Source organism: Sphingomonas glaciei (assembly GCF_023380025.1).
Lineage (GTDB): Bacteria > Pseudomonadota > Alphaproteobacteria > Sphingomonadales > Sphingomonadaceae > Sphingomicrobium > Sphingomicrobium glaciei.
Window position 1 is genome coordinate 617,154 of sequence record NZ_CP097253.1, and the last position, 19,773, is coordinate 636,926.

At 67.0% G+C, this 19,773-nt stretch carries 20 protein-coding genes and 1 riboswitch; of the genes, 11 read left to right on the top strand and 9 right to left on the bottom strand.

Features of this window, described 5'->3' with window-relative positions:
• The first annotated feature begins 152 nt into the window (after positions 1-152).
• The 3 genes from bamA to fabZ are packed head-to-tail and all read left to right on the top strand — an operon-like array spanning position 153 to position 3,860.
• Positions 153-2,777, top strand: coding sequence for an outer membrane protein assembly factor BamA (bamA, locus tag M1K48_RS02870; RefSeq protein ID WP_249504372.1), 2,625 nt, complete (start codon positions 153-155; stop codon positions 2,775-2,777).
• Positions 2,777-3,379 carry an OmpH family outer membrane protein gene (locus M1K48_RS02875; RefSeq protein WP_249504373.1) on the top strand — a complete coding sequence of 201 codons (603 nt, stop codon included), beginning with the start codon at positions 2,777-2,779 and terminating at the stop codon, positions 3,377-3,379. Before bamA ends, M1K48_RS02875 begins: the two co-directional genes overlap by 1 nt.
• A 58-nt stretch (positions 3,380-3,437) precedes the next feature.
• Complete coding sequence (gene fabZ / locus M1K48_RS02880; RefSeq protein ID WP_249505156.1) at positions 3,438-3,860, top strand: 3-hydroxyacyl-ACP dehydratase FabZ; 423 nt, start codon at positions 3,438-3,440, stop codon at positions 3,858-3,860.
• Here fabZ and M1K48_RS02885 read toward each other — a convergent pair.
• From M1K48_RS02885 to M1K48_RS02900, 4 genes are read right to left on the bottom strand one after another with little or no spacing between them, the layout of a single operon-like run.
• Entirely contained in the window at positions 3,826-4,551 is a 726-nt protein-coding gene (locus M1K48_RS02885) for an ABC transporter ATP-binding protein (RefSeq protein WP_249504374.1), read from the bottom strand. The genes fabZ and M1K48_RS02885 overlap by 35 nt on opposite strands.
• A complete protein-coding gene (locus tag M1K48_RS02890; protein ID WP_249504375.1) occupies positions 4,548-5,504 on the bottom strand; it encodes a FecCD family ABC transporter permease in 957 nt (318 codons plus the stop codon). The genes M1K48_RS02885 and M1K48_RS02890 overlap by 4 nt, the downstream gene beginning before the upstream one ends.
• Positions 5,501-6,259, bottom strand: a complete 759-nt coding sequence (locus M1K48_RS02895) for an ABC transporter substrate-binding protein (protein WP_249504376.1) — start codon at positions 6,257-6,259, stop codon at positions 5,501-5,503. The genes M1K48_RS02890 and M1K48_RS02895 overlap by 4 nt, the downstream gene beginning before the upstream one ends.
• Positions 6,228-8,039, bottom strand: a complete 1,812-nt coding sequence (locus M1K48_RS02900) for a TonB-dependent receptor plug domain-containing protein (protein WP_249504377.1) — start codon at positions 8,037-8,039, stop codon at positions 6,228-6,230. Before M1K48_RS02900 ends, M1K48_RS02895 begins: the two co-directional genes overlap by 32 nt.
• A gap of 85 nt (positions 8,040-8,124) precedes the next feature.
• Positions 8,125-8,280, bottom strand: a riboswitch (cobalamin riboswitch).
• A 73-nt stretch (positions 8,281-8,353) separates the two neighbouring features.
• Between M1K48_RS02900 and rpmE the strand changes: the two genes are divergently transcribed.
• Both rpmE and M1K48_RS02910 read left to right on the top strand, forming a co-directional pair.
• Positions 8,354-8,584, top strand: a complete 231-nt coding sequence (rpmE, locus tag M1K48_RS02905) for a 50S ribosomal protein L31 (RefSeq protein ID WP_249504378.1) — start codon at positions 8,354-8,356, stop codon at positions 8,582-8,584.
• 11 nt (positions 8,585-8,595) lie between these two features.
• The gene (locus tag M1K48_RS02910; protein ID WP_257794162.1) at positions 8,596-9,129 is read left to right on the top strand and encodes a GNAT family N-acetyltransferase; all 534 of its coding nucleotides are present in this window, start codon (positions 8,596-8,598) and stop codon (positions 9,127-9,129) included.
• On the opposite strand, the gene M1K48_RS02915 is transcribed toward M1K48_RS02910, so the two are convergent.
• A complete protein-coding gene (locus tag M1K48_RS02915) occupies positions 9,119-10,795 on the bottom strand; it encodes an AMP-binding protein (protein WP_249504380.1) in 1,677 nt (558 codons plus the stop codon). The genes M1K48_RS02910 and M1K48_RS02915 overlap by 11 nt on opposite strands.
• 74 nt (positions 10,796-10,869) lie before the next feature.
• Positions 10,870-12,003: an acyl-CoA dehydrogenase family protein gene (locus M1K48_RS02920; RefSeq protein ID WP_249504381.1), complete on the bottom strand. Its 1,134-nt coding sequence runs from the start codon at positions 12,001-12,003 to the stop codon at positions 10,870-10,872.
• A gap of 61 nt (positions 12,004-12,064) precedes the next feature.
• Between M1K48_RS02920 and M1K48_RS02925 the strand changes: the two genes are divergently transcribed.
• Both M1K48_RS02925 and M1K48_RS02930 read left to right on the top strand, forming a co-directional pair.
• Positions 12,065-13,156, top strand: coding sequence for a CaiB/BaiF CoA transferase family protein (locus M1K48_RS02925; protein ID WP_249504382.1), 1,092 nt, complete (start codon positions 12,065-12,067; stop codon positions 13,154-13,156).
• A complete protein-coding gene (locus tag M1K48_RS02930; protein WP_249504383.1) occupies positions 13,153-14,310 on the top strand; it encodes an aminotransferase class I/II-fold pyridoxal phosphate-dependent enzyme in 1,158 nt (385 codons plus the stop codon). The genes M1K48_RS02925 and M1K48_RS02930 overlap by 4 nt, the downstream gene beginning before the upstream one ends.
• Here the strand turns inward: M1K48_RS02930 and M1K48_RS02935 are convergent.
• Together M1K48_RS02935 and M1K48_RS02940 are read right to left on the bottom strand one after the other, a co-directional pair.
• Complete coding sequence (locus M1K48_RS02935) at positions 14,300-15,130, bottom strand: EAL domain-containing protein (protein WP_249504384.1); 831 nt, start codon at positions 15,128-15,130, stop codon at positions 14,300-14,302. The two genes, M1K48_RS02930 and M1K48_RS02935, sit on opposite strands and share 11 nt — an antisense overlap.
• Positions 15,127-15,519, bottom strand: coding sequence for a response regulator (locus M1K48_RS02940; RefSeq protein WP_249504385.1), 393 nt, complete (start codon positions 15,517-15,519; stop codon positions 15,127-15,129). Before M1K48_RS02940 ends, M1K48_RS02935 begins: the two co-directional genes overlap by 4 nt.
• Before the next feature lie 117 nt (positions 15,520-15,636).
• Here M1K48_RS02940 and M1K48_RS02945 point away from each other — a divergent pair, with 117 nt between their 5' ends.
• Positions 15,637-16,335, top strand: coding sequence for a PilZ domain-containing protein (locus M1K48_RS02945; RefSeq protein WP_249504386.1), 699 nt, complete (start codon positions 15,637-15,639; stop codon positions 16,333-16,335).
• Positions 16,336-16,394: 59 nt separating this feature from the next.
• The gene (gene msrA, locus M1K48_RS02950; RefSeq protein ID WP_249504387.1) at positions 16,395-16,934 is read left to right on the top strand and encodes a peptide-methionine (S)-S-oxide reductase MsrA; all 540 of its coding nucleotides are present in this window, start codon (positions 16,395-16,397) and stop codon (positions 16,932-16,934) included.
• Positions 16,935-16,975: 41 nt separating this feature from the next.
• Here the strand turns inward: msrA and M1K48_RS02955 are convergent, their stop codons facing one another.
• Positions 16,976-17,734, bottom strand: coding sequence for a ZIP family metal transporter (locus tag M1K48_RS02955; RefSeq protein ID WP_249504388.1), 759 nt, complete (start codon positions 17,732-17,734; stop codon positions 16,976-16,978).
• A gap of 78 nt (positions 17,735-17,812) precedes the next feature.
• On the opposite strand from M1K48_RS02955, the gene M1K48_RS02960 reads away from it, so the two are divergent.
• Together M1K48_RS02960 and M1K48_RS02965 are read left to right on the top strand one after the other, a co-directional pair.
• Positions 17,813-18,445: a ribonuclease HII gene (locus tag M1K48_RS02960; RefSeq protein WP_249504389.1), complete on the top strand. Its 633-nt coding sequence runs from the start codon at positions 17,813-17,815 to the stop codon at positions 18,443-18,445.
• A 208-nt stretch (positions 18,446-18,653) separates the two neighbouring features.
• Positions 18,654-19,772 (top strand): site-specific DNA-methyltransferase, encoded by a 1,119-nt coding sequence (locus M1K48_RS02965; protein WP_249505157.1) that lies wholly within the window; start codon positions 18,654-18,656, stop codon positions 19,770-19,772.
• Position 19,773: the final 1 nt, after the last annotated feature.

The window sequence follows — 19,773 nt, forward strand, 5'->3', positions numbered from 1 at the left end:
GGCTTGAACAATATCGGTTGGCGCGGCAGGGGCCCGCGTCTAGTAGCGTCGCGGGCCGCTGTAGGTGCTCCATGACGCCGCACCGGGTCACCTCAACCCAGGCGGGAAACGAATACGTGAGTTCGAAAGGCGACAAGGCTTTGATCAACCGCATGAGGGCATCACTTCTGCTCGGCACCATCGTTGGGGGCTGGGCTTCTCCGGTCCTCGCGCAGCAGGCGCCCGCGCCCGCAGCGACGAGCACGACGCAGCCCGCCGCGACGGCAACCACCCAGCCGGCTACCGCCGCGCCGGCCGCGGCCGCGCAGCCGCAGCGGGTCATCCGCTCCATCTCCGTCCGCGGCGCCCAGCGCCTCGAGGCGGATACGGTTCGTTCCTACGCAGGGCTGAACCCCGGCGACAGCTACGATGCTGAGAAGCTCGATACCGCGATCAAGGCGCTGTACGAGACCGAGCTGTTCGCAGACGCGCAGATCGAGGGTGCCGACACCGGCAACATCGTCCTGGTGGTGCGCGAGAACCCGGTCATCAACCGCATCGTGCTGGAAGGCAACAAGCGGATCAAGGACGACAAGATCCTGCCCGAAATCCGGCTCGCGCCGCGGCAGATCTTCACCCGCTCCAAGGCCCGCAGCGACGTCGAGCGGATCATCGAGCTCTACAAGCGCCAGGGCCGCTTCGCCGCTCGGGTCGAGCCCAAGGTCGTCACGCTCGACCAGAATCGCGTCGACCTCGTGTTCGAGGTCACCGAGGGCGACAAGTCCAAGGTCCGCGCGATCAACATCATCGGCAACGAGCAATATGACGACGGCCGCCTCCGCAAGGAGATGTTCACCCGCGAAAGCGGCGGCGTCCTCGGCTTCCTCAAATCCAACGACAGCTACGATCCCGACCGCCTCGCGGCGGACCAGCAGAAGCTTCGCGCTTTCTACCTGACGCAGGGCTATGCCGATTTCCGGGTGGTTTCGGCGCTTGCCGAACTGACCCCGGACCGCCGCGACTTCGTCATCACCTACGTGGTCGAGGAAGGTGCGCGCTACAGATTCGGCGACATCAGCGCCGAATCCGAACTGCGCGACTTCAAGCCGGACCTGGTGGTCCAGCTGGCTGGCATCAAGAAGGGCGACTGGTTCAACGCCAAGGCGGTCGAGGACGCCGTCACCCGCATGAACGAAACGGCCGGCCTGCTCGGCTATGCGTTCACCGAGATCGATCCCAATTACGAGCGCAACGCCGAGACCAAGACCATGGGCATCGCGTTCCGGGTCGGCGAAACCCCGCGCACCTATGTCGATCGCATCAACGTGTCGGGCAACACCGGCACCCGCGACAAGGTCATTCGCCGCGAATTCCGCGTCAACGAGGGCGATGCGTTCAACACCGTCAAGGTGAAGCGCAGCCAGGACCGCATCCAGAGCCTCGGCTATTTTCAGGAGAAGCTGGAGATCAAGCAGGAGCAGGTCGCTCCGGACCGGGTCGCGCTGAACGTCGAGGTGGAGGAGAAGCCGACCGGGCAGCTCCAGCTGTCGGCGGGTTATTCCAGCCTCGAGCGCTTCATCCTTGCCGCCAGCGTCGAGCAGAACAACTTCCGTGGCATGGGACAGTCGCTGTCCGCCGGAATCAACTATTCGCGCTATTCGAAGTCGGTCCAGTTGGGATTCACTGAGCCTTACCTGTTCGACAAGCAGATCCTGCTTGGCGGCCAGATCTATCGCCGCGACTTCAATAGCTTCAATTTCATCGGCAACGAGCGTAACCGGACCTACAGCCAGGATCAGACTGGCGGCGGCTTGTCACTGGGCTTCCCGGTCAACGAGTTCATCAACTTCGGCGTGCGCTACACGCTGAACTTCGATGAGATCAGCCTCGCCAACCGGCCCGAATTCTTCACCAACGGCGTCTGCGATCCGCTCAAGGCGGGCCAGTATCTGTGCGACGAAATCGGCAAGCGCACGACTTCGCTGCTCGGCTACAGCCTGGTGTTCGACAACACCAACGGCATTCGTGCCAGCCGCGGCCAGCGTCTTGGCTTCAGCCAGGACTTCGCCGGTCTCGGCGGCGACGTGAAGTATATCCGGTCACGCGCGGAGGGCACCAAATATTGGGGCATCGGCAACGGCTTCATCCTCTCGGCGAGGGCCGAAGGCGGTTACATCCATCCGTTGCAGAAGGCGCAGCGCGCCGGGCTTGATCCGATCCGGATTTCCGATCGCTTCTTCACTCCGCAGTTGCGCGGCTTCGATATCCGCGGCCTCGGCCCGCGCATCCGCCGCACCAGCTACACCGCCGACGCCTCGGCGCTGGAGGCCGAAGGGCAGATCACGGACGCGCTCGGCGGCCGGGCCTATTACATGGGCCGGCTCGAGCTCGAGATCCCGCTCGGTGCCGGGGCGCGCAACCTCGGTTTGAGGCCGTCGGCGTTCATCGACGTCGGTTCGCTGTTCAAGCTGCGCCAGCCGAACCTGCTCAACATCCCTGGCACCTGCTTCTATGTGCCGACCGATACCACCACTACGGCGCCGGCGCCGCAGGTGCTGAACGTTGGCCAGACCAGCGCCAACTGCGCTGCGGCCCCGACCAACACCGCACTGAGCTTCGCCCCGGGCTACCGGGAGGAGTTCCTCGGCAACAGCGCCAAGCCTCGCCTGTCGGTAGGCATTGGCGTCAACTGGACTTCGCCTTTCGGACCGCTCCGGATCGACCTTGCCAAGGCCCTGCTGTCGCAGGAAGGCGATGACACCAAGACCTTCCAATTCAACGTAGGGACTGCATTCTGATGACCAACAAGCTCGTTCTTGGCCTTCTGGCGGCCGCTGCCGTCGCCACGCCCGCCACTGCCCAGCGCCTGCCGGCCGCCGTCGTTGCGGTGGTCGACAGCGGCCGCATCTATGCCGAGTGCACCGCCTGCCGCGCCGCGCTGACCCAGCTGCAGACCCAGGCCACCGCGCTCCAGACGCGTCAGCAGGCGCTCGCCGGCCCGATCCAGACCGAAGGTCAGGCAATTGAAGCCGCGATCCAGGCGCTTCCGGCCGCTCAGCGCCAGAGCCCGCCTGCCGCGCTGCAGCAGCGCGTCCAGCGCTGGCAGCAGTCGCAGCAGACCGCCAACCAGGAACTGCAGACCCTGCAGACCCGCCTCCAGTCGACCCAGGCACACGTCCGCCAGCAGCTCGACACGCGGCTCGGCCCGATCATCAACCAGGCGATGACGACGCGCGGCGCTAACCTTGCGGTCGATACCGATGCGACCCTTGCCCGCTCCAACAGCATCGACATCACCAACGATGTCCTTACCGCGCTGAACTCGCAGGTGCCGTCGGTCAGCGTCACGCCGCTGCCGCAGCAGGCCCAGCCCGCGCAGCAGCGCCCGACCGGACGCTAAGACCTTGAGCGAAGGGGAGGCTGCCGTCGCGGTTCTGACGCGGGACATCCGTCAGGTCATGGCGGCGCTGCCCCATCGTTATCCGATGCTGCTCGTCGACCGGGTCGCCGAACTCGTGATCGACGAGCGCATCACCGCCATCAAGGCGGTCAGCATCAACGAGCCGTTCTTTGCCGGGCATTTTCCCGGACGGCCGATCATGCCCGGCGTCCTGATCGTCGAGGCGCTGGCACAGGCTGCCGGCGTGCTGGCGGTGGAAAGCCTCGGCCTCGCCGGGTCGGGCAAGCTGGTCTATTTCATGGCGATCGACGGCGCCAAGTTCCGCACCCCGGTCGAGCCGGGCTGCCTGCTCGAACTCAAGGTCAGCTTCGTCCAGAAGCGCGCCGCGGTGTGCAAGTTCGCCGGTCAGGCGTTTGTCGGCGGCAAGCTTGCGGCCGAAGCCAACTTCACCGCGATGATCGCCGATCCGCCGAAGGACTGAGGGTCCAGCCGGCCCCGTCCGGCTCCACCTCAAACACCTCCGCGAAGCGCGGCAAGGCGAATAATTCGCCCGGCGTTACGTCGGCGACCATTTGCCCGCGATCGAGCATCCACACGCGATCGAACCGGCTTAGCTGCGCCAGGTCATGCAGCGCCATGACGATGGCGGTGCCGTCGCGTGCGACGTCGTCAAGATAATCGAGCGTCCGCAGGACCCAGGCAGGGTCGAGGTTGGACAAGGGCTCGTCGAGCAGGAGCAAGCGAGGACGCGGAGCAAGCGCCCGGCCGAGCAGAGCCCGCGCCCGTTCGCCGGTGGAGAGGCGATCGATCGGGCGATCGGCGAGCCCGGTCAGCCGCAGGCGCGCGAGCAATTCCTCTACCCGCGCCTGATCGGGCCTCGAAAGCCCCAGGGCGATGACGTCGCGAACTGGGATCGGCCAGCGCACTTCGCGGCTGGCCGGCAGGAAGGAAAGGTTCTGCAGGCGCCGGTTGGGCGACATGCTTGCCAGTGCCTCGCCGGCGATGGTCGCTTCGGCAGATTGGCCCTCGATGCCGGCGATCGCCCGCAGGAGGGTCGTCTTGCCGCTGCCGTTGGGGCCGATCACTGCGATCCGCTCGCCAGACGCCACGACCACGTGCGTTTCTGCCAGGCGAGGTGGCAGCGAGACGGTCGCCTCAAGGAGAGGCGTCATGACGCCAGCCTCCCGCGCATGCGCAGCAGCACCCACAGGAAGATGGGCGTGCCGAGGCTGGCGGTGACGACGCCGAGCGGGATGGTACGCCCAAGCGGAGCCAGCCTGGTCAGGAGGTCGGCCGCGACCAGGATCATCGCCCCGATCAGCGCGGCGGGAAGCATGGCCCGGCCCGGATGCCCGCGCGTCAGGCGGCGGGCGAGCACGGGCGCGATCAGGCCGACGAAGCCGACCGCGCCGCAGACCGCGACGCAGGCACCGACCGCGACAGCCGAGAGCAGGACGACCTCGCTCCGCAGCCGCCCGGGTGCCACGCCCATCGACGCCGCCACATCCTCGCCCAGTGCCAGTCGGTCGAGCGCTCCACTGTGCCTGACGAGAAGCGCCGACGCCACGGCCGCCGGGACCAGCGCCGCCGCGGCCTGCCCAAGGCTGCGATCGACCAGGCTGCCCATCAGCCAGTCGAACGCCTCGTAGAATGCGAAGGGGGAGGGGGCGAGCGCGAGGGCGAGACTGGTCAGCGCGCCTGTTGCAAGGCTGATCGCCAGACCGGCGAGGAGGAGCGTGGCGGCATCCGGACGGCGTCCGGCCACCGCGAACAATAGCAGCAGGGAAAGCGCTGCTCCCGCCGCTCCGCTGGCGCCCATTGCGAGCGGAGTCGCCACACCGAGGAAGGTCGATCCGATCACCGCGCCGAGCGCCGCGCCGCTGCTCGCCCCGGTGATGTCGGGCGAGGCGAGGGGGTTGGCGAACAGCGCCTGCAGCGCCGCCCCGGTGAGTCCGAGCACCGCGCCGTAGCCGAGCCCGAGCAGCAGCCTTGGCAGGCGCAGCTCGACCAGTATCAGCCGCGCAAGCTCGTCGGGTCCGCGGAGCGGGGCGAGCGGCAGCAACAAGGCCGCGGCGCTGAGAGCCAGCGGCACGATGAGCAAAAGGGGGGCGGCCAGGCGGTTCATTGAAGGCCGCGTCGTGCCCGCAGACGCTCGACCTCGGCCAGCATCGGCAGGCCGCCGCAGGTCCATGGCCTTCCGTCGGTGGCAAGGGTGCGAGGAGTTAGGCGGCGGATAAGCGGATGATCGAGCCAGGCGGTCCCGCGACTGGCCTGGTCGGCGCGGTAATCGCTGCGGATCAGCCATTTGGGCGGCTTGGTCGCGAGCGTTTCGAGGCTCAGGCGGTTGTTGGTGAGAGCCGGCTGCCGGAAGCCTGCGAGCCTCAGCCACGATGCGCCCAGACCCTGCGGCGACAGGCTGAGACCGCCGCCGCTCAGGAAAGCGCCTTCCTCCAGGCCCGGCCGTGAGCGCTCGAGGTGAGCGAGTCGATCGCGATACGCGGCGGCTGCGGCTGGGCGCCCGAGCAGCGTTGCCACCTGCGCTGCCTGCGCAACAACCTCCGAAGGGCTGGACGCATAAGGCAATTCGATCAGCCGTGCCCCGAAGCGTCTAGCAAGCGCCTGCCGCGCGCCGCCGCTCCCGCCCATGGTCAGGATGAGCTGCGGGCGCCGGGCGAGGACGCTCTCCAATTTGCCGTCGTTCGCCAGGTGCCCACGGGCCGCGCGCCACAACGCCGTCTCGCGAGGCGAGTGGCTGAGGTGGCTGACCGAGACGATCTGCTCCGACCGCCCGAGCATCAGCAACAGCTCGTCGGTGCACAGGTTGAGGGAAGCGACCCGCAGCGCCGCGTCAGCGGCGAGGCCCAAGGCGGATGCCGGCAAAGAGGCTCCTCCCTTCCGCGCGGTACCCGACCACGTCCACGACCCGCCGGTCGAAGGCGTTGGCGACGCGACCAAATAGTTCGACTTGCGGGGCGACCCGATAAGCCAATTGTGCGCTCGCCAGCCAGTTCGAGGGCAGGCGAACCAGCGGAGAGGGGAACTGATCGAAGTCGCGGTCGAGCCGTGTCCCGGTGTAGCTCAGCGCCGCGCCATAGCTGAGGCGCCCCGCCACCCCGTCGGCCGCGACCGACCCACTGTGGCGCGGGCGCCTGAGTTCGCGTCCGGCCGGCTCCACTGCGTCGAGATAGGCGTAGGTGGCCGACAGGTTCAGCCATTCGCCGCCGTGCCAGCCCGCTTCCAGCTCGACGCCGTCGCGCTTGCTCCGGCCGCTCGCATTCACTGCCGAGGTGAAGTCGGGGCTGGCGACGATCTCGTCGCGTAGGCGCTGGCGATAGGCCGTCACCGCGGCCCGCCACGGCCCGCTGATCGCCCGCAGCGACAGCTCGCCGCCGCGGCTGCGCTCGGGCTTGAGCGCGGGATTGCCGACGTAGCTGCCGGGGAAGAAACCATAGAGGTCGAAAAAGGTCGGCTGGGCGATGCCTTCGCCCCAGCTGCCGGCAAGCTGCAGTCCACCGCCGAGCGCGACCAGCGCGCCGGCGCGGAAGGTGGTGGCGTCGCGGAACTCGCTGAAGGCGTCGTGACGAATGGCAAGCGTGGCGACGACCGGGCCGGTCTCGCCCCGATATTCGGCGGTGACCGCCGCCTGGTCGCGCTTGCGGCGCTGGTTGGTAAAGCCGCCGTAGACGGTGTCGGAGGCGGTGAAACGCTCGCCGATCCATTCGCCGGCGACGGTCAGGCGGTGGGCGGAACCGAAATCGCGTGCTGCCTCGGCGTTGAGCGTATCGCGGCGGCCGCTGGTTCGGTTCTGCTCGACGTCGGCGAGAAGGTTGCGGTTGCGCGAGCCAAGCCGCGAGACGCCCAGCGCCAGTTTCCAGCCGCCGTCATCGTAGCGTGCACCAAGGCGTCCAGCCGCCAGCCGGTTGCGAGTGGAATCGGCGGTGTCGGCGCGCAGGAAGGTCGCGGGATCCGATCCGTCGAACTCGCTTGTCGCAGCGATCCCGAAGCCTGAGGCGGTGAGGGTGAGGGGACCACTCGCCCAGTCCAGCCGTCCGCGCAGGACGGCGTTGCGATACCCGTCGCGGTCTCCCGGACCGCCGGCAAAGGCATTGATCCCACGCGCGCCCTGAATGCCGCCGCCGAGACCGAGGGACACTTGGCCTTGGCGATAACCGGCCGAGCCGCCGAGGCGGCCGAAGCCCTGGCTGCCGGCCTCCGCCACGGCGCCGACGCCGGTGCGCGGCTGTGCGCTGAGCGCGATCACGCCGCCGATCGCTTCGCTGCCCCACAGGGCCGATTGCGGCCCGCGGACAATCTCGATCCGGTCGGCGAGATCTGCGGAGAGGAGTTCGAAACGCGGCTCGTTGCCCGCGGCGGGGTCGTTGGCGCGAATGCCGTCGATGAACAGGAGGGTGTGGTTGGCCTCGGCGCCGCGCAGTCGCACCTGGGTCTGCGACCCGGCGGGTCCGGCGACGGACAGGCTGGCCGACGGGGTGAGGCGGAGCAGGGTGGCAAGCAGTGGCTCACCGAGGCGCTCGACAGTCACCGGCTCGATCAGGCTGACGCTGGCGGGAGACTTGCCGCGCTGTTCACCGCCACGCGCAGCGGTAACGATGATGGTTTCCGCCGCCACTGGCGGAGGAGGAAGGTCGGTCAGGAACAAACGGGGCACTCCTTGCAAGGAACTTGTGACATGCAAGTCGTCGCGGAGGCCTGCGCCACGTCTCCCGCCTGGCCCCGGACGGTCGATCGGACGACAGTTCAGGCCGAGTATCGGACTCGCCGCCACCTCCGGGGGAAGTAGCAGCACACCGTTCCGGGCAGAGCGCCGGAATCGCACCGGCTTCCTCGGGTCTGAACCCGCCGCGCTTGTCCGCCGCGGCGGGCCGCCTTGTCAAGCGAAGCCGTCTTCGCTAGGGGGCGGCGACCTTTTCAAGGCTGGTCGGAACCAGCCACATCCACGAGGACAACAGAACCATGAAGAGCGGGACTCACCCCGATTATCACTTCATCACCGTCGAGATGACCGACGGCACGAAGTATCAGACCCGTTCGACCTGGGGCAAGGAAGGCGACACCCTTCACCTCGACATCGATCCGACCGCCCACCCGGCGTGGACCGGTGGCACCGGCAAGATGCTCGACGCCGGCGGCCAGGTGGCCCGCTTCAACAAGCGCTTCGGCGGCCTGACGCTCGGCAAGAAGTAAGTCATTCACCTATGACGCAAGGACGCCCGGCTCCCACCCTGGAGACCGGGCGTCTTCGTTTGCGGGCGTGGCGGCGGGAAGATTTCCGCCCTTATCACGCGATTATGAGCGAGCCGGCGGTGCACCGCTTCTTCGGCCCCGAGCCGATCGGCCAGGAAGAACTGTGGCGGCGGATGTGCGCCGCGGCGGGCAACTGGCTGATGAACGGCTTCGGCGGGCTTGCGGTCGAGCGGCTGAGCGACGGCAAGCTGATCGGCAACGTTGGCCTGTTCACCGCCTGGCGCGACTTCGAGCCGCAGTTCGGCGACGAGCCCGAGATGGGCTGGATCTTCGCCACCGAGACCCACGGCACCGGCATGGCCCATGAAGCGACGGGCGCGCTGCTGGCCTGGGCCGAGGCCGCTCTGCCGCCTCAGGACATCTGGGCGATCATCAGCGAAGGCAATGAGCCGAGTTTCAGGCTCGCAGCAAAACTCGGCTTCAAGCCATTGAACCAGGTCGATTATCACGGACCGACGAGGGTCCTTCAGCGCCCTAGCTGGTAGCGGCCGCGCGGCGCTCCGCATCCATCTTCGTCAGCGCCTTGCGATCGGGCTTGCCGATCATGGTGCGCGGCAGATCGTCGAGGATCTCGATCGCGACGGGCCGCTCATGCTTGCCGATCCGCTCGCACAGCGCCGTCATCAGGTCCGTCGGCGAGGCCTCAGCGCCTTCGTTGAGCACCGCAAAGGCCTTTGGCCGCTCGCCCACCCGCTCGTCCGGGACGGCAATGACCAGGCACTCCTTGACCGCCGCATGCTTCAGCAGGGCGGCCTCGACCTGGCTCGGGAAGACCTTGAAGCCGCCGACATTGATCATGTCCTTGGAGCGATCAACCAAGCGGAGGTAGCCGCCGGATTCGACGAAGCCGAGATCGCCGGTGCGGAGCCAGCCGCCGGGAAGCGGATCGGGTGCCTCGACGGCAGCCTGCCAATAGCCGACCATCACCTGCGGTCCCTTGATCTGGAGTTCGCCCGTCTCCCCGCCTGCCAACACCCGGTCGGGATTCTCCGGGTCGGTGATCCTTATCTCCGTCGCGGGAAGCGGCAGGCCGACAGTACCGGCGCGGGTCTCGCCGACGAACGGATTGACCGCGACCACCCCGCTGGTCTCGGTCAGGCCATAGCCTTCGAGCACGCGGGCGCCGGTGGTGCGCTCGAACCGCTCCTTGAGCACAGCGGTCATCGCCGCGCCCCCCGAGAAGCACTGCTGGACGGAATCGAAGTTCGTCCTGGCGACGTCGGGATGGTCGATCATCGCCTGGAACATCGCGGGCACGCCGCACAGGTCGGTCATCCGCCCGCGGCGAATAACGGCCAGCGCCTCGCCCGCGTCGAACCGGGCGAGCAGATACAAGGTGCCGCCGGACATCAGGGAGCGGTTCAGGACAGCGCTGTTGGCGAAGATGTGGAACAAGGGAAGCGCGGCGAGCACCCGTGCGGTGCGTTCGCCCTCACCGGGGTCGATCGCGGCTAGCTGCTGGGCGTTGGCGGTCAGGTTGGCGTGGGTGAGCGCCGCGCCCTTGGGGACGCCGGTCGTGCCTCCGGTATATTGAAGCAGCGCAATCGATCGGGGGTCGACCTCGACCGGCTTGAGCTCCGCCGGAGATCGGAGGAATGTGCTCCAGCGAACGACCCGCTCGTACTGCGGCAGGTCCTGACGTTCGCCGCGCTTGAGCAAGCGGAAGCCAAGGCTTCTAAGCGGCGGCAACACATCGACCAGCGACCCGACCACGAGGTTTCGCAGCATGCCCTTGTCCAGCAGTCGCTGCATCGGCGCCCACAAGCGCTTGAGGTCGAGACAGACCATCACTTCGGTCCCTGAGTCACGGGCCTGGAAGGCGACCTCGTCAGGCGAATAGAGCGGCGAGAAGTTGACCACCGTCGCGCCGGCGAGCAGCGCGCCATGATAAGCGATCGGGTAATGCGGCGTATTGGGTAGGAACAGCCCAACCCGCGTGCCTGGTCTGACCCCGATCCGCTGGAATCCCGCGGCGGCCGCACGGGCACCCTCCAGTAAGGCGTCGTAGCGCCAGGTGCGCCCCATGAAGTCGAGCGCGATGCGGTCTGGATGCTGCCGCGCACTGCGCACCAGCAATTCCGCCACCGGCAAGGCTTCGGGTCTCCAGTCGGGGGCGACCGGATGTCCTGAATTGCTGCCGGTGATGTTCAACGCACGATCCCCTAGTCGCCCTGGCTTCACTGACAACATTGTAAGTGACTGAAGGTTTCAGCGGGGTAACGAGCCTAGATCGAACGGGCAATCAGCTCCTTCATGATCTCGCTCGTGCCGCCGTAAATGCGGGTCACCCGGGCGTCGCGCCACAGCCGGGCGATCGGATATTCGTTCATGTATCCGGCCCCGCCGTGAAGCTGCAGCGAGGCGTCGCAGGCCGCGAATTGCAGTTCAGAGTGGAACAGTTTGGCGCCGCTCGCCTCGGCCGGGGTCAGTTCGTGCCGCATGTGGCGCTGGATCGCCCAGTCGAGATGCGCCCACCCGACCTGCAGCCGGGTCTTGAGGTCGGCAAGGGTGAAGCGGGTATTCTGGAACTCGAACACGCTCTTGCCGAACGCCTTGCGGTCTTTGGTGAACTCGACCGCGAGGTCGAAGGCCCGCTGGGCGGCGGCCTGGCACTGCACGGCGATCGACAGGCGCTCTTGCGGTAGCTGGTTCATCAGCATCGCGAAGCCGCCATTCTCTGGCCCGAGCAGGCGGTCGGCGGGAAGCGCAACCTCGTCGAAGAAGAGTTCGGACGTGTCGTTGCCGTGGAGCCCGATCTTGTCGAAGTTGCGGCCACGGCTGAATCCCTCGTCGCCGGTTTCGACCAGGAACAGCGAGATGCCCCGCGCACCACCCTCCTCGGTGGTGCGGGCGCAGACGATCACCAGATCCGCCGCCTGGCCGTTGGTGATGTAGGTCTTGGAGCCCGACAGCCGCCAGCCGTTGCCGGCCTTGCGGGCAAACGTCTTCATCCCCTGGAGGTCGCTTCCGGCCCCCGGCTCGGTCATCGCGATGGCGGTGATCGCCTCGCCGCTGACCATCTGGGGCAGCCACTTCTTCTTCTGCTCCTCGCTGCCATAGGCGAGGACATAGTCGGCGACGATGTCGCTCTGCAGCGACCAGCCAACCGCGCTACCGGCATAGGAGGCCTCTTCCGAGACGATCGCGTTGAAACGGAAATCGAGGCCGAGACCGCCATATTCCTCCGGCACGGTCGGGCACAGCATCCCGGCCTCGCCGGCGCGCAGCCAGGCTTCGCGCTCGACGATGCCCTCGCGCTCGTGGCGATCGGTATCGAGCGTGTCGACCACCCGCCGCACCGTGTCACGGAAGGCGTCATGCTCGCTCTCGAACAGGGTCCGGGTCGAGGTGTCCAGCATTGCAATCTCCCTTGCGTTCGGACCAGCCTAGGCGCCAAGGCGGCAAAGGAAAGGGGTTCGAATGGCCGGGGCTCTCGAAGGATTGACGATCATCGAGATGGCGGGGCTCGGGCCCGGCCCGTTCGCGGCGATGATGCTGGCCGACCACGGGGCGAGGGTCATCCGGGTCGAGCGGCCGGGCAACCTTTCGATCCCCAATGATCCGCTTACCCGCAACCGCGAAAGCATCGCGCTCGATCTACGGCAGGACGAGGGGCGCGACCTCGTTCGCGGGCTTGCGGCCCGCGCGGATGGCTTGATCGAAGGCTATCGCCCCGGCGTCATGGAGCGGCTGGAGCTGGGGCCGGAGCGGCTGCTCGGCGATAATCCGCGGCTGATCTATGGGCGGGTGACCGGCTGGGGGCAGACGGGCCCGCTGGCGCAGGATGCCGGGCACGACATCAACTACCTCGCGCTGACCGGCCTGCTGTCGTGCATCGGCGAGGCGGATCGACCGCCTGCGGTGCCGCTTAACCTGGTGGCGGATTATGCCGGGGGCGGCCTGATGCTGGCGTTCGGGATGCTGGCCGGTCTGATCGCGGCGCAGCGGACGGGCGAGGGGCAGGTGATCGATGCCGCCATGACCGACGGCGCCGCGCTGACCGGCGCGATCGTCTTTGGCCTGCGCGCGGCGGGCATGTGGCGCGACGAGCGCGGGGCGAACCTGCTCGACGGGGGTGATCCCATCTATGGCTGCTACCGCTGCGCCGATGGAAAGGACTTGGCGGTCGGGGCGATCGAACCGCAGTTCCGTGCCGCCTTGTACGACGGGCTCGGCCTTGCGCCGGGCGCGGGCCGCCAAGCGATCGCCGCGGCCTTCGCCACCCGCGGACGCGATGAGTGGATGGCGCAGTTCGACGGCAAGGACGCCTGCGTCGCGCCGGTGCTCGATCTCGGGGAGGCGCCGGAGCATCCGCATAACAGGGCGCGCGGGACCTTCATCGATGTAGACGGCGTGGTTCAGCCGCGGTCAGCCCCCCGGTTCGAGCGAACGCCTTCGCCGCCGCCGCGGCTCCCTCGCGATCCGGGATGCGATGGCGACGCCATCCTCGCCGAACTAGGACTGTCGCAGCACGAGATCGTCGAACTGCGCGATCGCGGGGTGCTGCTGTGAACCCGCAGTTCGAGACGATGAAGGTCAGTATCTTCGAGGAGATGAGCCTCGCAGCGGCCCGCCACGGTGCTGTAAATCTCGGTCAGGGTTTCCCCGATTTCGGCTGGCCCGAGCCTCTGCTCGAAGATGCCGCACGATTAGTGCGCAAAGGCAGCAACCAGTATCCGCCCTCACGGGGCCTGCCGGTCCTTCGGGAAGCGCTGGCGGCCTTCTATGCCGAGCGCCAAGGGCTCGCGTTCAAGCCGGAGCAATTCGTCGTCACCAGCGGCGCAACCGAGGCGATTGCTGCCGTCCTGCTCGCCGCGCTAGAGCCGGGTGACGGGGCCATCGTCATCGCGCCCGCCTATGACGCCTATGCGCCGCTGATCCGCCGGTCAGGGGGGCAGGTCCAGGAAGTCGTGCTGCGGCCGCCGTCGTGGCGGATCGATCGCGCGTTGCTCGAGACGGCGGCCACCCCGTCGACACGGCTGTTGGTCGTCAACAACCCGCACAATCCTACTGGACGCCTCCTCGACGGGCAGGAACTCGGAACGCTAGTCGACTTCGCGCGCGAGCATGACCTGCTGATCCTCAGCGACGAGGTATGGGAGGAAGTGCTGGCGCCGGGCGTGCGGTTCACCTCGCTTGCGTCGCTCGCCCCGGAACGGACGGTCAAGGTCGGCTCGGCCGGCAAGATATTCTCGCTGACCGGCTGGAAAGTCGGATGGGCGGCGGCGACCGCAGGGCTGGCCGACATCATCGCCCGCGCCCACCAGTATCTGACTTTCGCCACCCCGCCGCACCTGCAGGCCGCGGTCGCTGCCGGGCTCGGGCACCCGGAATGGCTGGACCCACCCCGCCACGGGTTCGCCCGTGCTCGCCAGCGCCTTGCCGACGGGTTGCAGGAGGCCGGCTATGTCTTGCTGCCCAGCGAAGGCACTTATTTCCAGTGCGTCGACCTGCCTGCATCCGGCATCTCGCTGGACGACCGCCACTTCGCGACGATGGCCGTCGAGCAGGCGGGCGTGGCGGTGATTCCCTTGTCGCCGTTCACCGAGGGTGAGCCGGAGCGCGGCCTGATCCGCCTCTGCTTTGCCAAGAGCGACGCGACGATCGATGCCGGCATCGCAGCGATGGCGATGGCACGAGCGTTGGCCGGGCCGGTCAGGCCTTGATCCGCTGAGGTTCTTCCTGCGGCGGGCGGATCAGCAGCTTCCACCGCCGTTTGTGGCGGCTCGCCCAGGCCACCAGCTCGCCAGCCTCAAGGGGGTGGGCGACGAGATATCCCTGGATGAGGTCGCAGCGGAGATCGCGCAGCGCGGCAAGCTGCTCCACCGTCTCGACACCCTCGGCGGTTACCTGCAGCCCCAGGCCATGGGCGAGCTCGATGACCGAGCGGACGATCACCTGGTCGTCGCGGCTGGTCGGCAGATCGGTGACGAATTGGCGATCGATCTTGATTTCGTTGAACGGCAGCTTGCGCAGCTGGATCAGGCCCGAATAGCCGGTGCCGAAATCGTCCAGTGCCAGCCCGACGCCCTTGATCCGGAACCGGGTCAGCGTGTCCATCAGGTTGATCAGCGGCTGGGTCGCCCCCTCGGTCAGTTCGAGGACCAGCCGATCGGTCGGCACGTTTAGCGCCCGGCACATCCGCTCTACCAGGTCGGGAAAATCGAGCTGTTCGAGGCTCATCGCGGAGATGTTCACCGCCACCGACGTGTCGAGCCCGGCGTTATTCCACACCCGCAACTGGCGCAGCGCCGTCCGCAATGCCCATTGGGTCAGGCCGTCGATCAGGCCGTGCTGCTCGGCGAGGGGCACGAAGCGGGCAGGGGAGATCACGCCCATTTCCTCGTGGGTCCAGCGCATCAGCGCCTCGACCCGGATCAGCGATCCGTCGAACGCATCGACCTTGGGCTGATAGGCGAGCCGCAGCTCGCCGTGCCTGAGCGCCCGCTCAAGCTCGTCGAGCAGCCGCACGTCATCCTTGTTCACCCGACTCGGCCTGAATTCAGCGACAGGAGGAGGCTCTCAAGATCATCGAGGCGGACCGGCTTTTCGAGCGGACCGACCATCTGCAAGCCCAGTTCGGTGCCGAGGCGAAAAGCGCTTTCGAGTACGCGCCTGTCGAATCCGGACACGATCAGCACCGGTCCGGTGAATTCATGCTCCGCAAGAAAACGCAGATATTCGACCCCGTCGGTGTTCGGCATGCCGAGGTCCAGCACCACAACCTCGGGCCGGGCCTCACCGAATGCCGCGACGAAGCTTTTCTGCTCGGCGGCGATGGTCGGTTCGAATCCGGTCATCCGCGCGGCTGCAGCCATGTAATCGGCAAGCGCGGGTTCGTCGTCGATCAAAAGCAGGCGGGGCGGGTTTGGCATTAACGCCACCCCTTCACGACTTTGCTCCGGACATGCAACCGCTTCTTAACCGTGTGTGTCGTACGACCATGTCGCTGCGCAGTTGCGTGGACGATGTCGCGAGGGAGACAGGAACGCGTGTTTCATAGCCTGATCCGCCGCCAGCTGAGGCGCCCGGCAGAAGCCGATGCCGCCGCATTCGACTCGACCACCGTGTCGCTGAGCCTTGCGGTCCCGCGTCCCCCCGAACGCCGGACGGACAATCGCCTTCTCCCTACCTTGCGCGTCGCCAAGCTCGACAGCCCGGTCGGCGAGCAATTGATCCGCATCCGCAACATGTCGGCCGGTGGCCTGATGGCCGATTGCACTCGTTGCCCACCGGTCGGGACCGAGGTGAAGGTCGAGTTCAACAACCAGAAGATCCCGGCGAGCGTGGTGTGGATCCGCGAAGGGCTGATCGGCCTCAAGTTCGACCAGAGCCTAGACCTTGGCGAGTTGCTGGCCGGCCGCAAGCCGCGCCACGGCTTCCGCCCGCGTCCGCCTCGGCTCGAGGTCGGCTGCTCGGCCACGGTCAAGATCGGCAAGCTCTACTACAAGGTCGACGTCCACGACATGTCGCTGGGCGGCATGAAGGTCGGGCCGATCGACGATTATTGCATCGGCGCCAAGGTGGTGGTCGTGGTCGAGAGCCTGCGCCCGATCAAGGGTGAGGTACGGTGGTATTCCGACCGCCGCGCCGGCATCGTGTTCGAACGCGAACTGAGCTTCGAAGAGCTCGCCGAATGGGTTGGCAAGCGGCTCGAACTGGCCAGCCTCAAGGCGTCTTACCGCCCCTGACTTCTCGCAAAGCGGGCGAGTCGCTCCTACATGCGTTCCGAACCAATCGGAGTGCTTCAATGAGCGAACAACAAGCCATTCTTGCCGGCGGCTGCTTCTGGTGCACGGAAGCAGTGTTCCTCGACCTCGCAGGCGTGAGCGGCGTCGAGAGCGGCTATATCGGTGGCGAGACCGTCAACCCGACCTATAAGCAGGTGTGCGGCGGCAATACCGGCCACGCCGAAGCGATCCGGGTGACCTTCGACCCCTCGGTCATATCCTATGGCGATCTCCTCGACATCTTCTTCGCGACCCATGATCCGACCCAGCTCAACCGGCAGGGTAACGACATCGGCACTCAGTATCGCAGTGCGATCTTCCCGCTCTCGGAAGAGCAGGAGCAGACCGCCCGCGCCAAGATCGCGGCGTTGAATGAGGAGCAAGGCGGCAAGATCGTAACTACGGTGGAGCCTGCTACGACCTGGTATCCGGCCGAGGATTATCACCAGAATTACTGGGAAACCGAAGGCCGCAGGAGCCCCTATTGCATGACGGTAATTCCGCCCAAGCTCAACAAGTTACGCAAGAGTTTTCAAAACCGTCTGAAGGCCGACGCCTAAACCTTTTGCCCCTCTCCGCGGCCAATCGCGGGGAGGGGCTGTCAAGCCATTCGGCTGAGCCCGAAGGCGGCGAGAAAGCCGGCGACGCTGATCAGCCCGGCGAAATCATGGGCTCCTTCGAACGCCTCGGGGACCATGGTGTCGACGATCATCGCCAGGATCGCGCCGGCCGCGATCGCCTGGACGAAGGCGAGCAATTCGGGCTGGACGCCGGCGAACAGGATGTAGCCGAGCGCTGCCGAGATACCCGACACCAATGCGATCGCGCCCCAGAGCGCAAATACGCCTGCTGCGCGCTTGCCTTCGGCTTTCATGCCGGCCGCGCTCGATAACACTTCAGGAATGTTCGACAGGAAAACGGCAATCACCGCAACCAGACCGACCGCACCGCCTTCCAGCAGGCTGACACCGATAACGATGCTTTCAGGGATTCCGTCGAGCAAAGCGCCCAGCGCCAGTGCCGAGCTGTTGTCGGGATGCTTCTCGGCTTGCGCTGTCCGTTTCTGCTCGTGGCTGCGCTTGCGATGCCGCGCGCCGCGGCGGCTCAGCCAGTCATTTGCGAGGGTGTAGAGCAACGCTCCGGCCAGGAAGCCGCCGGCGACCGGCGGGAGGCCGCCCTCCTTCCACGCTTCGTCGACCGGCTCGAACGATAGGGCGGAGATCAGCACGCCGGCGCCGAACGCCATGAGCGCTGCCACGATCCGCTGCTTCAACGGCACGAACCAGCCGATTAGCGCCCCCAACAGCAAGGCCGATACAGAGAGGGGGCCCCACAGGCCCGCTTGCAGCGCAATCGGCATGGGGCGCTAAGGCCTGGGCGTGGCAGAGTGTTGCCTTGCCGGGCTTCCGTGCGCTGACGCCTGTGCTAAGTCCTTCGAATGGCTCGACCCTGCTTCAAGCTCGAGAAGGATCATCCCTTGCCCCTCGCCGGGGTCGACGAGGCTGGCTGCGCGCCGCTTGCGGGTCCGGTGGTGGCCGGCGCAGTGGTGCTGGACCGCGAGCGTTTTCCGCGCGGGATCGACGACAGCAAGAAGCTCAGCCTTGAGGCGCGCGAGGCACTCTATGCCAAACTGATGAAGCAGGCGCGCTGCGGCGTGGGCATCGTGTCGGTCGAGGAGATCGACGCGCTCAACATTTACTGGGCGCGGATGCTGGCGATGGCCCGCGCGGTCGAATCGCTCGGCTTCGATCCCGCTTTCGTGCTAGTCGACGGCAATCGCTGCCCCAAGTGGGAGCGTCCGTCCCGTGCGATCGTGGCGGGCGATGCCCGCTGCCGCTCGATCGCAGCCGCCTCGATCATCGCCAAGGTCACCCGCGACCGGATCATGGCCTCTCATGCGGCGGATTATCCCGGCTACGGATGGGAGCGGAATCGCGGTTATCCCACGCCCGACCACCGCCTCGCCCTGCGCGAATTGGGCCCTACGCCCCTCCATCGCCGAAGCTTCGGGTTGGTCCGCGAAGCGCTTGACGCCGCCGCCCAGGCGATGCTGGCATTTGCCGCGGAATAGATGGCGGCAGGGCTGAGTCCTTGCCGCAACACCACATCAGCTTGAGTCCCGGACACCGGGCAGGACTCAACATCTTGTGTTCATCTCGTTGCGGACTCGTTCCGTTCCATCGACCCTCCGGGGGCCGTTAACCCTTTCCTCGTTGACCCGGACTCATGCCGGACTCACCATGGCGACCGAAAGCAGGGGAAAGCCACCGATGAACCTCATGACGCCCGTCAGGGACGCGACGCCGCGCGTCCGTCGCAAGGTCGAAGCCGACCCCAGCGGGCGGATCATCTCGGGCGACTGCATCGAGGCCATTCGCGCGCTTCCGGCCTCCAGCGTCGACCTGATCTTCGCCGATCCGCCTTATAATCTGCAGCTTGGCGGCGACCTGTTCCGGCCCGAGGGCGGGCGGGTCGACGCGGTCGACAACGACTGGGACCGATTTGACAGCCTGGCTGCCTACGACAGCTTCACCCGCGCCTGGCTGAGCGAAGCGCGCCGGGTACTGAAGGACGACGGCGCGATCTGGGTGATCGGCAGCTATCACAACATCTTCCGGGTCGGTGCCGCGCTGCAGGACCTCGGCTTCTGGATCCTCAACGACATCGTGTGGCGCAAGTCTAACCCAATGCCCAACTTCCGCGGCACCCGCTTCACCAACGCGCACGAGACTTTGCTGTGGTGCTCCAAGTCGCAGGACAGCCGCTACACCTTCAACTATCGCGCAATGAAGGCGCTCAACGACGACCTTCAGATGCGCTCCGACTGGGTGCTTCCGATCTGTTCGGGCGCCGAGCGGTTGAAGGGCGGGGACGGGCACAAGGCGCATCCGACCCAAAAGCCCGAAAGCCTGCTGTACCGCGTCCTGCTCGCCTGCACCCAGCCTGGCGACACCGTGCTCGACCCCTTCTTCGGCACCGGCACTACCGGAGCAGTCGCCAAGCGGCTCGGTCGCCACTGGATCGGGATCGAGCGCGAGGCAGACTATATCGAAGCCGCCCAGGCACGGATCGCGGCCACCCTGCCGCTCGATGAAAGCGCGATGGAGACGGTGCCCGACAAGCGCTCGCAGCCACGCGTCGCCTTCGGCCTGCTGGTCGAAAGCGGCCTGGTGCAGCCGGGCACGGTGCTGACCGATGCCAAACGGCGCTGGAAGGCGGCGGTGCGGGCCGACGGGTCGCTCAGCTGCGGGCCGCATACGGGATCGATCCACAAGGTCGGCGCCGGTCTGAACAAGGCACCGAGCTGCAACGGCTGGACCTTCTGGCACATCGAGCGGAAGGGTGGGCTGGTTCCGCTCGACACTCTCCGCCAGGAGCATCTGGCGGCGCTGAGCTGAA

Excerpts from the sequence above, each read along its gene's own strand:
- bamA (WP_249504372.1), top strand. The coding sequence starts at position 153 with ATGAGGGCATCACTTCTGCTCGGCACCATCGTTGGGGGCTGGGCTTCT.
- M1K48_RS02875 (WP_249504373.1), top strand. The coding sequence starts at position 2,777 with ATGACCAACAAGCTCGTTCTTGGCCTTCTGGCGGCCGCTGCCGTCGCC.
- fabZ (WP_249505156.1), top strand. The coding sequence starts at position 3,438 with ATGGCGGCGCTGCCCCATCGTTATCCGATGCTGCTCGTCGACCGGGTC.
- M1K48_RS02885 (WP_249504374.1), bottom strand. The coding sequence starts at position 4,551 with ATGACGCCTCTCCTTGAGGCGACCGTCTCGCTGCCACCTCGCCTGGCA.
- M1K48_RS02890 (WP_249504375.1), bottom strand. The coding sequence starts at position 5,504 with ATGAACCGCCTGGCCGCCCCCCTTTTGCTCATCGTGCCGCTGGCTCTC.
- rpmE (WP_249504378.1), top strand. The coding sequence starts at position 8,354 with ATGAAGAGCGGGACTCACCCCGATTATCACTTCATCACCGTCGAGATG.
- M1K48_RS02910 (WP_257794162.1), top strand. The coding sequence starts at position 8,596 with ATGACGCAAGGACGCCCGGCTCCCACCCTGGAGACCGGGCGTCTTCGT.
- M1K48_RS02920 (WP_249504381.1), bottom strand. The coding sequence starts at position 12,003 with ATGCTGGACACCTCGACCCGGACCCTGTTCGAGAGCGAGCATGACGCC.
- M1K48_RS02925 (WP_249504382.1), top strand. The coding sequence starts at position 12,065 with ATGGCCGGGGCTCTCGAAGGATTGACGATCATCGAGATGGCGGGGCTC.
- M1K48_RS02940 (WP_249504385.1), bottom strand. The coding sequence starts at position 15,519 with ATGCCAAACCCGCCCCGCCTGCTTTTGATCGACGACGAACCCGCGCTT.
- msrA (WP_249504387.1), top strand. The coding sequence starts at position 16,395 with ATGAGCGAACAACAAGCCATTCTTGCCGGCGGCTGCTTCTGGTGCACG.
- M1K48_RS02955 (WP_249504388.1), bottom strand. The coding sequence starts at position 17,734 with ATGCCGATTGCGCTGCAAGCGGGCCTGTGGGGCCCCCTCTCTGTATCG.
- M1K48_RS02960 (WP_249504389.1), top strand. The coding sequence starts at position 17,813 with ATGGCTCGACCCTGCTTCAAGCTCGAGAAGGATCATCCCTTGCCCCTC.
- M1K48_RS02965 (WP_249505157.1), top strand. The coding sequence starts at position 18,654 with ATGACGCCCGTCAGGGACGCGACGCCGCGCGTCCGTCGCAAGGTCGAA.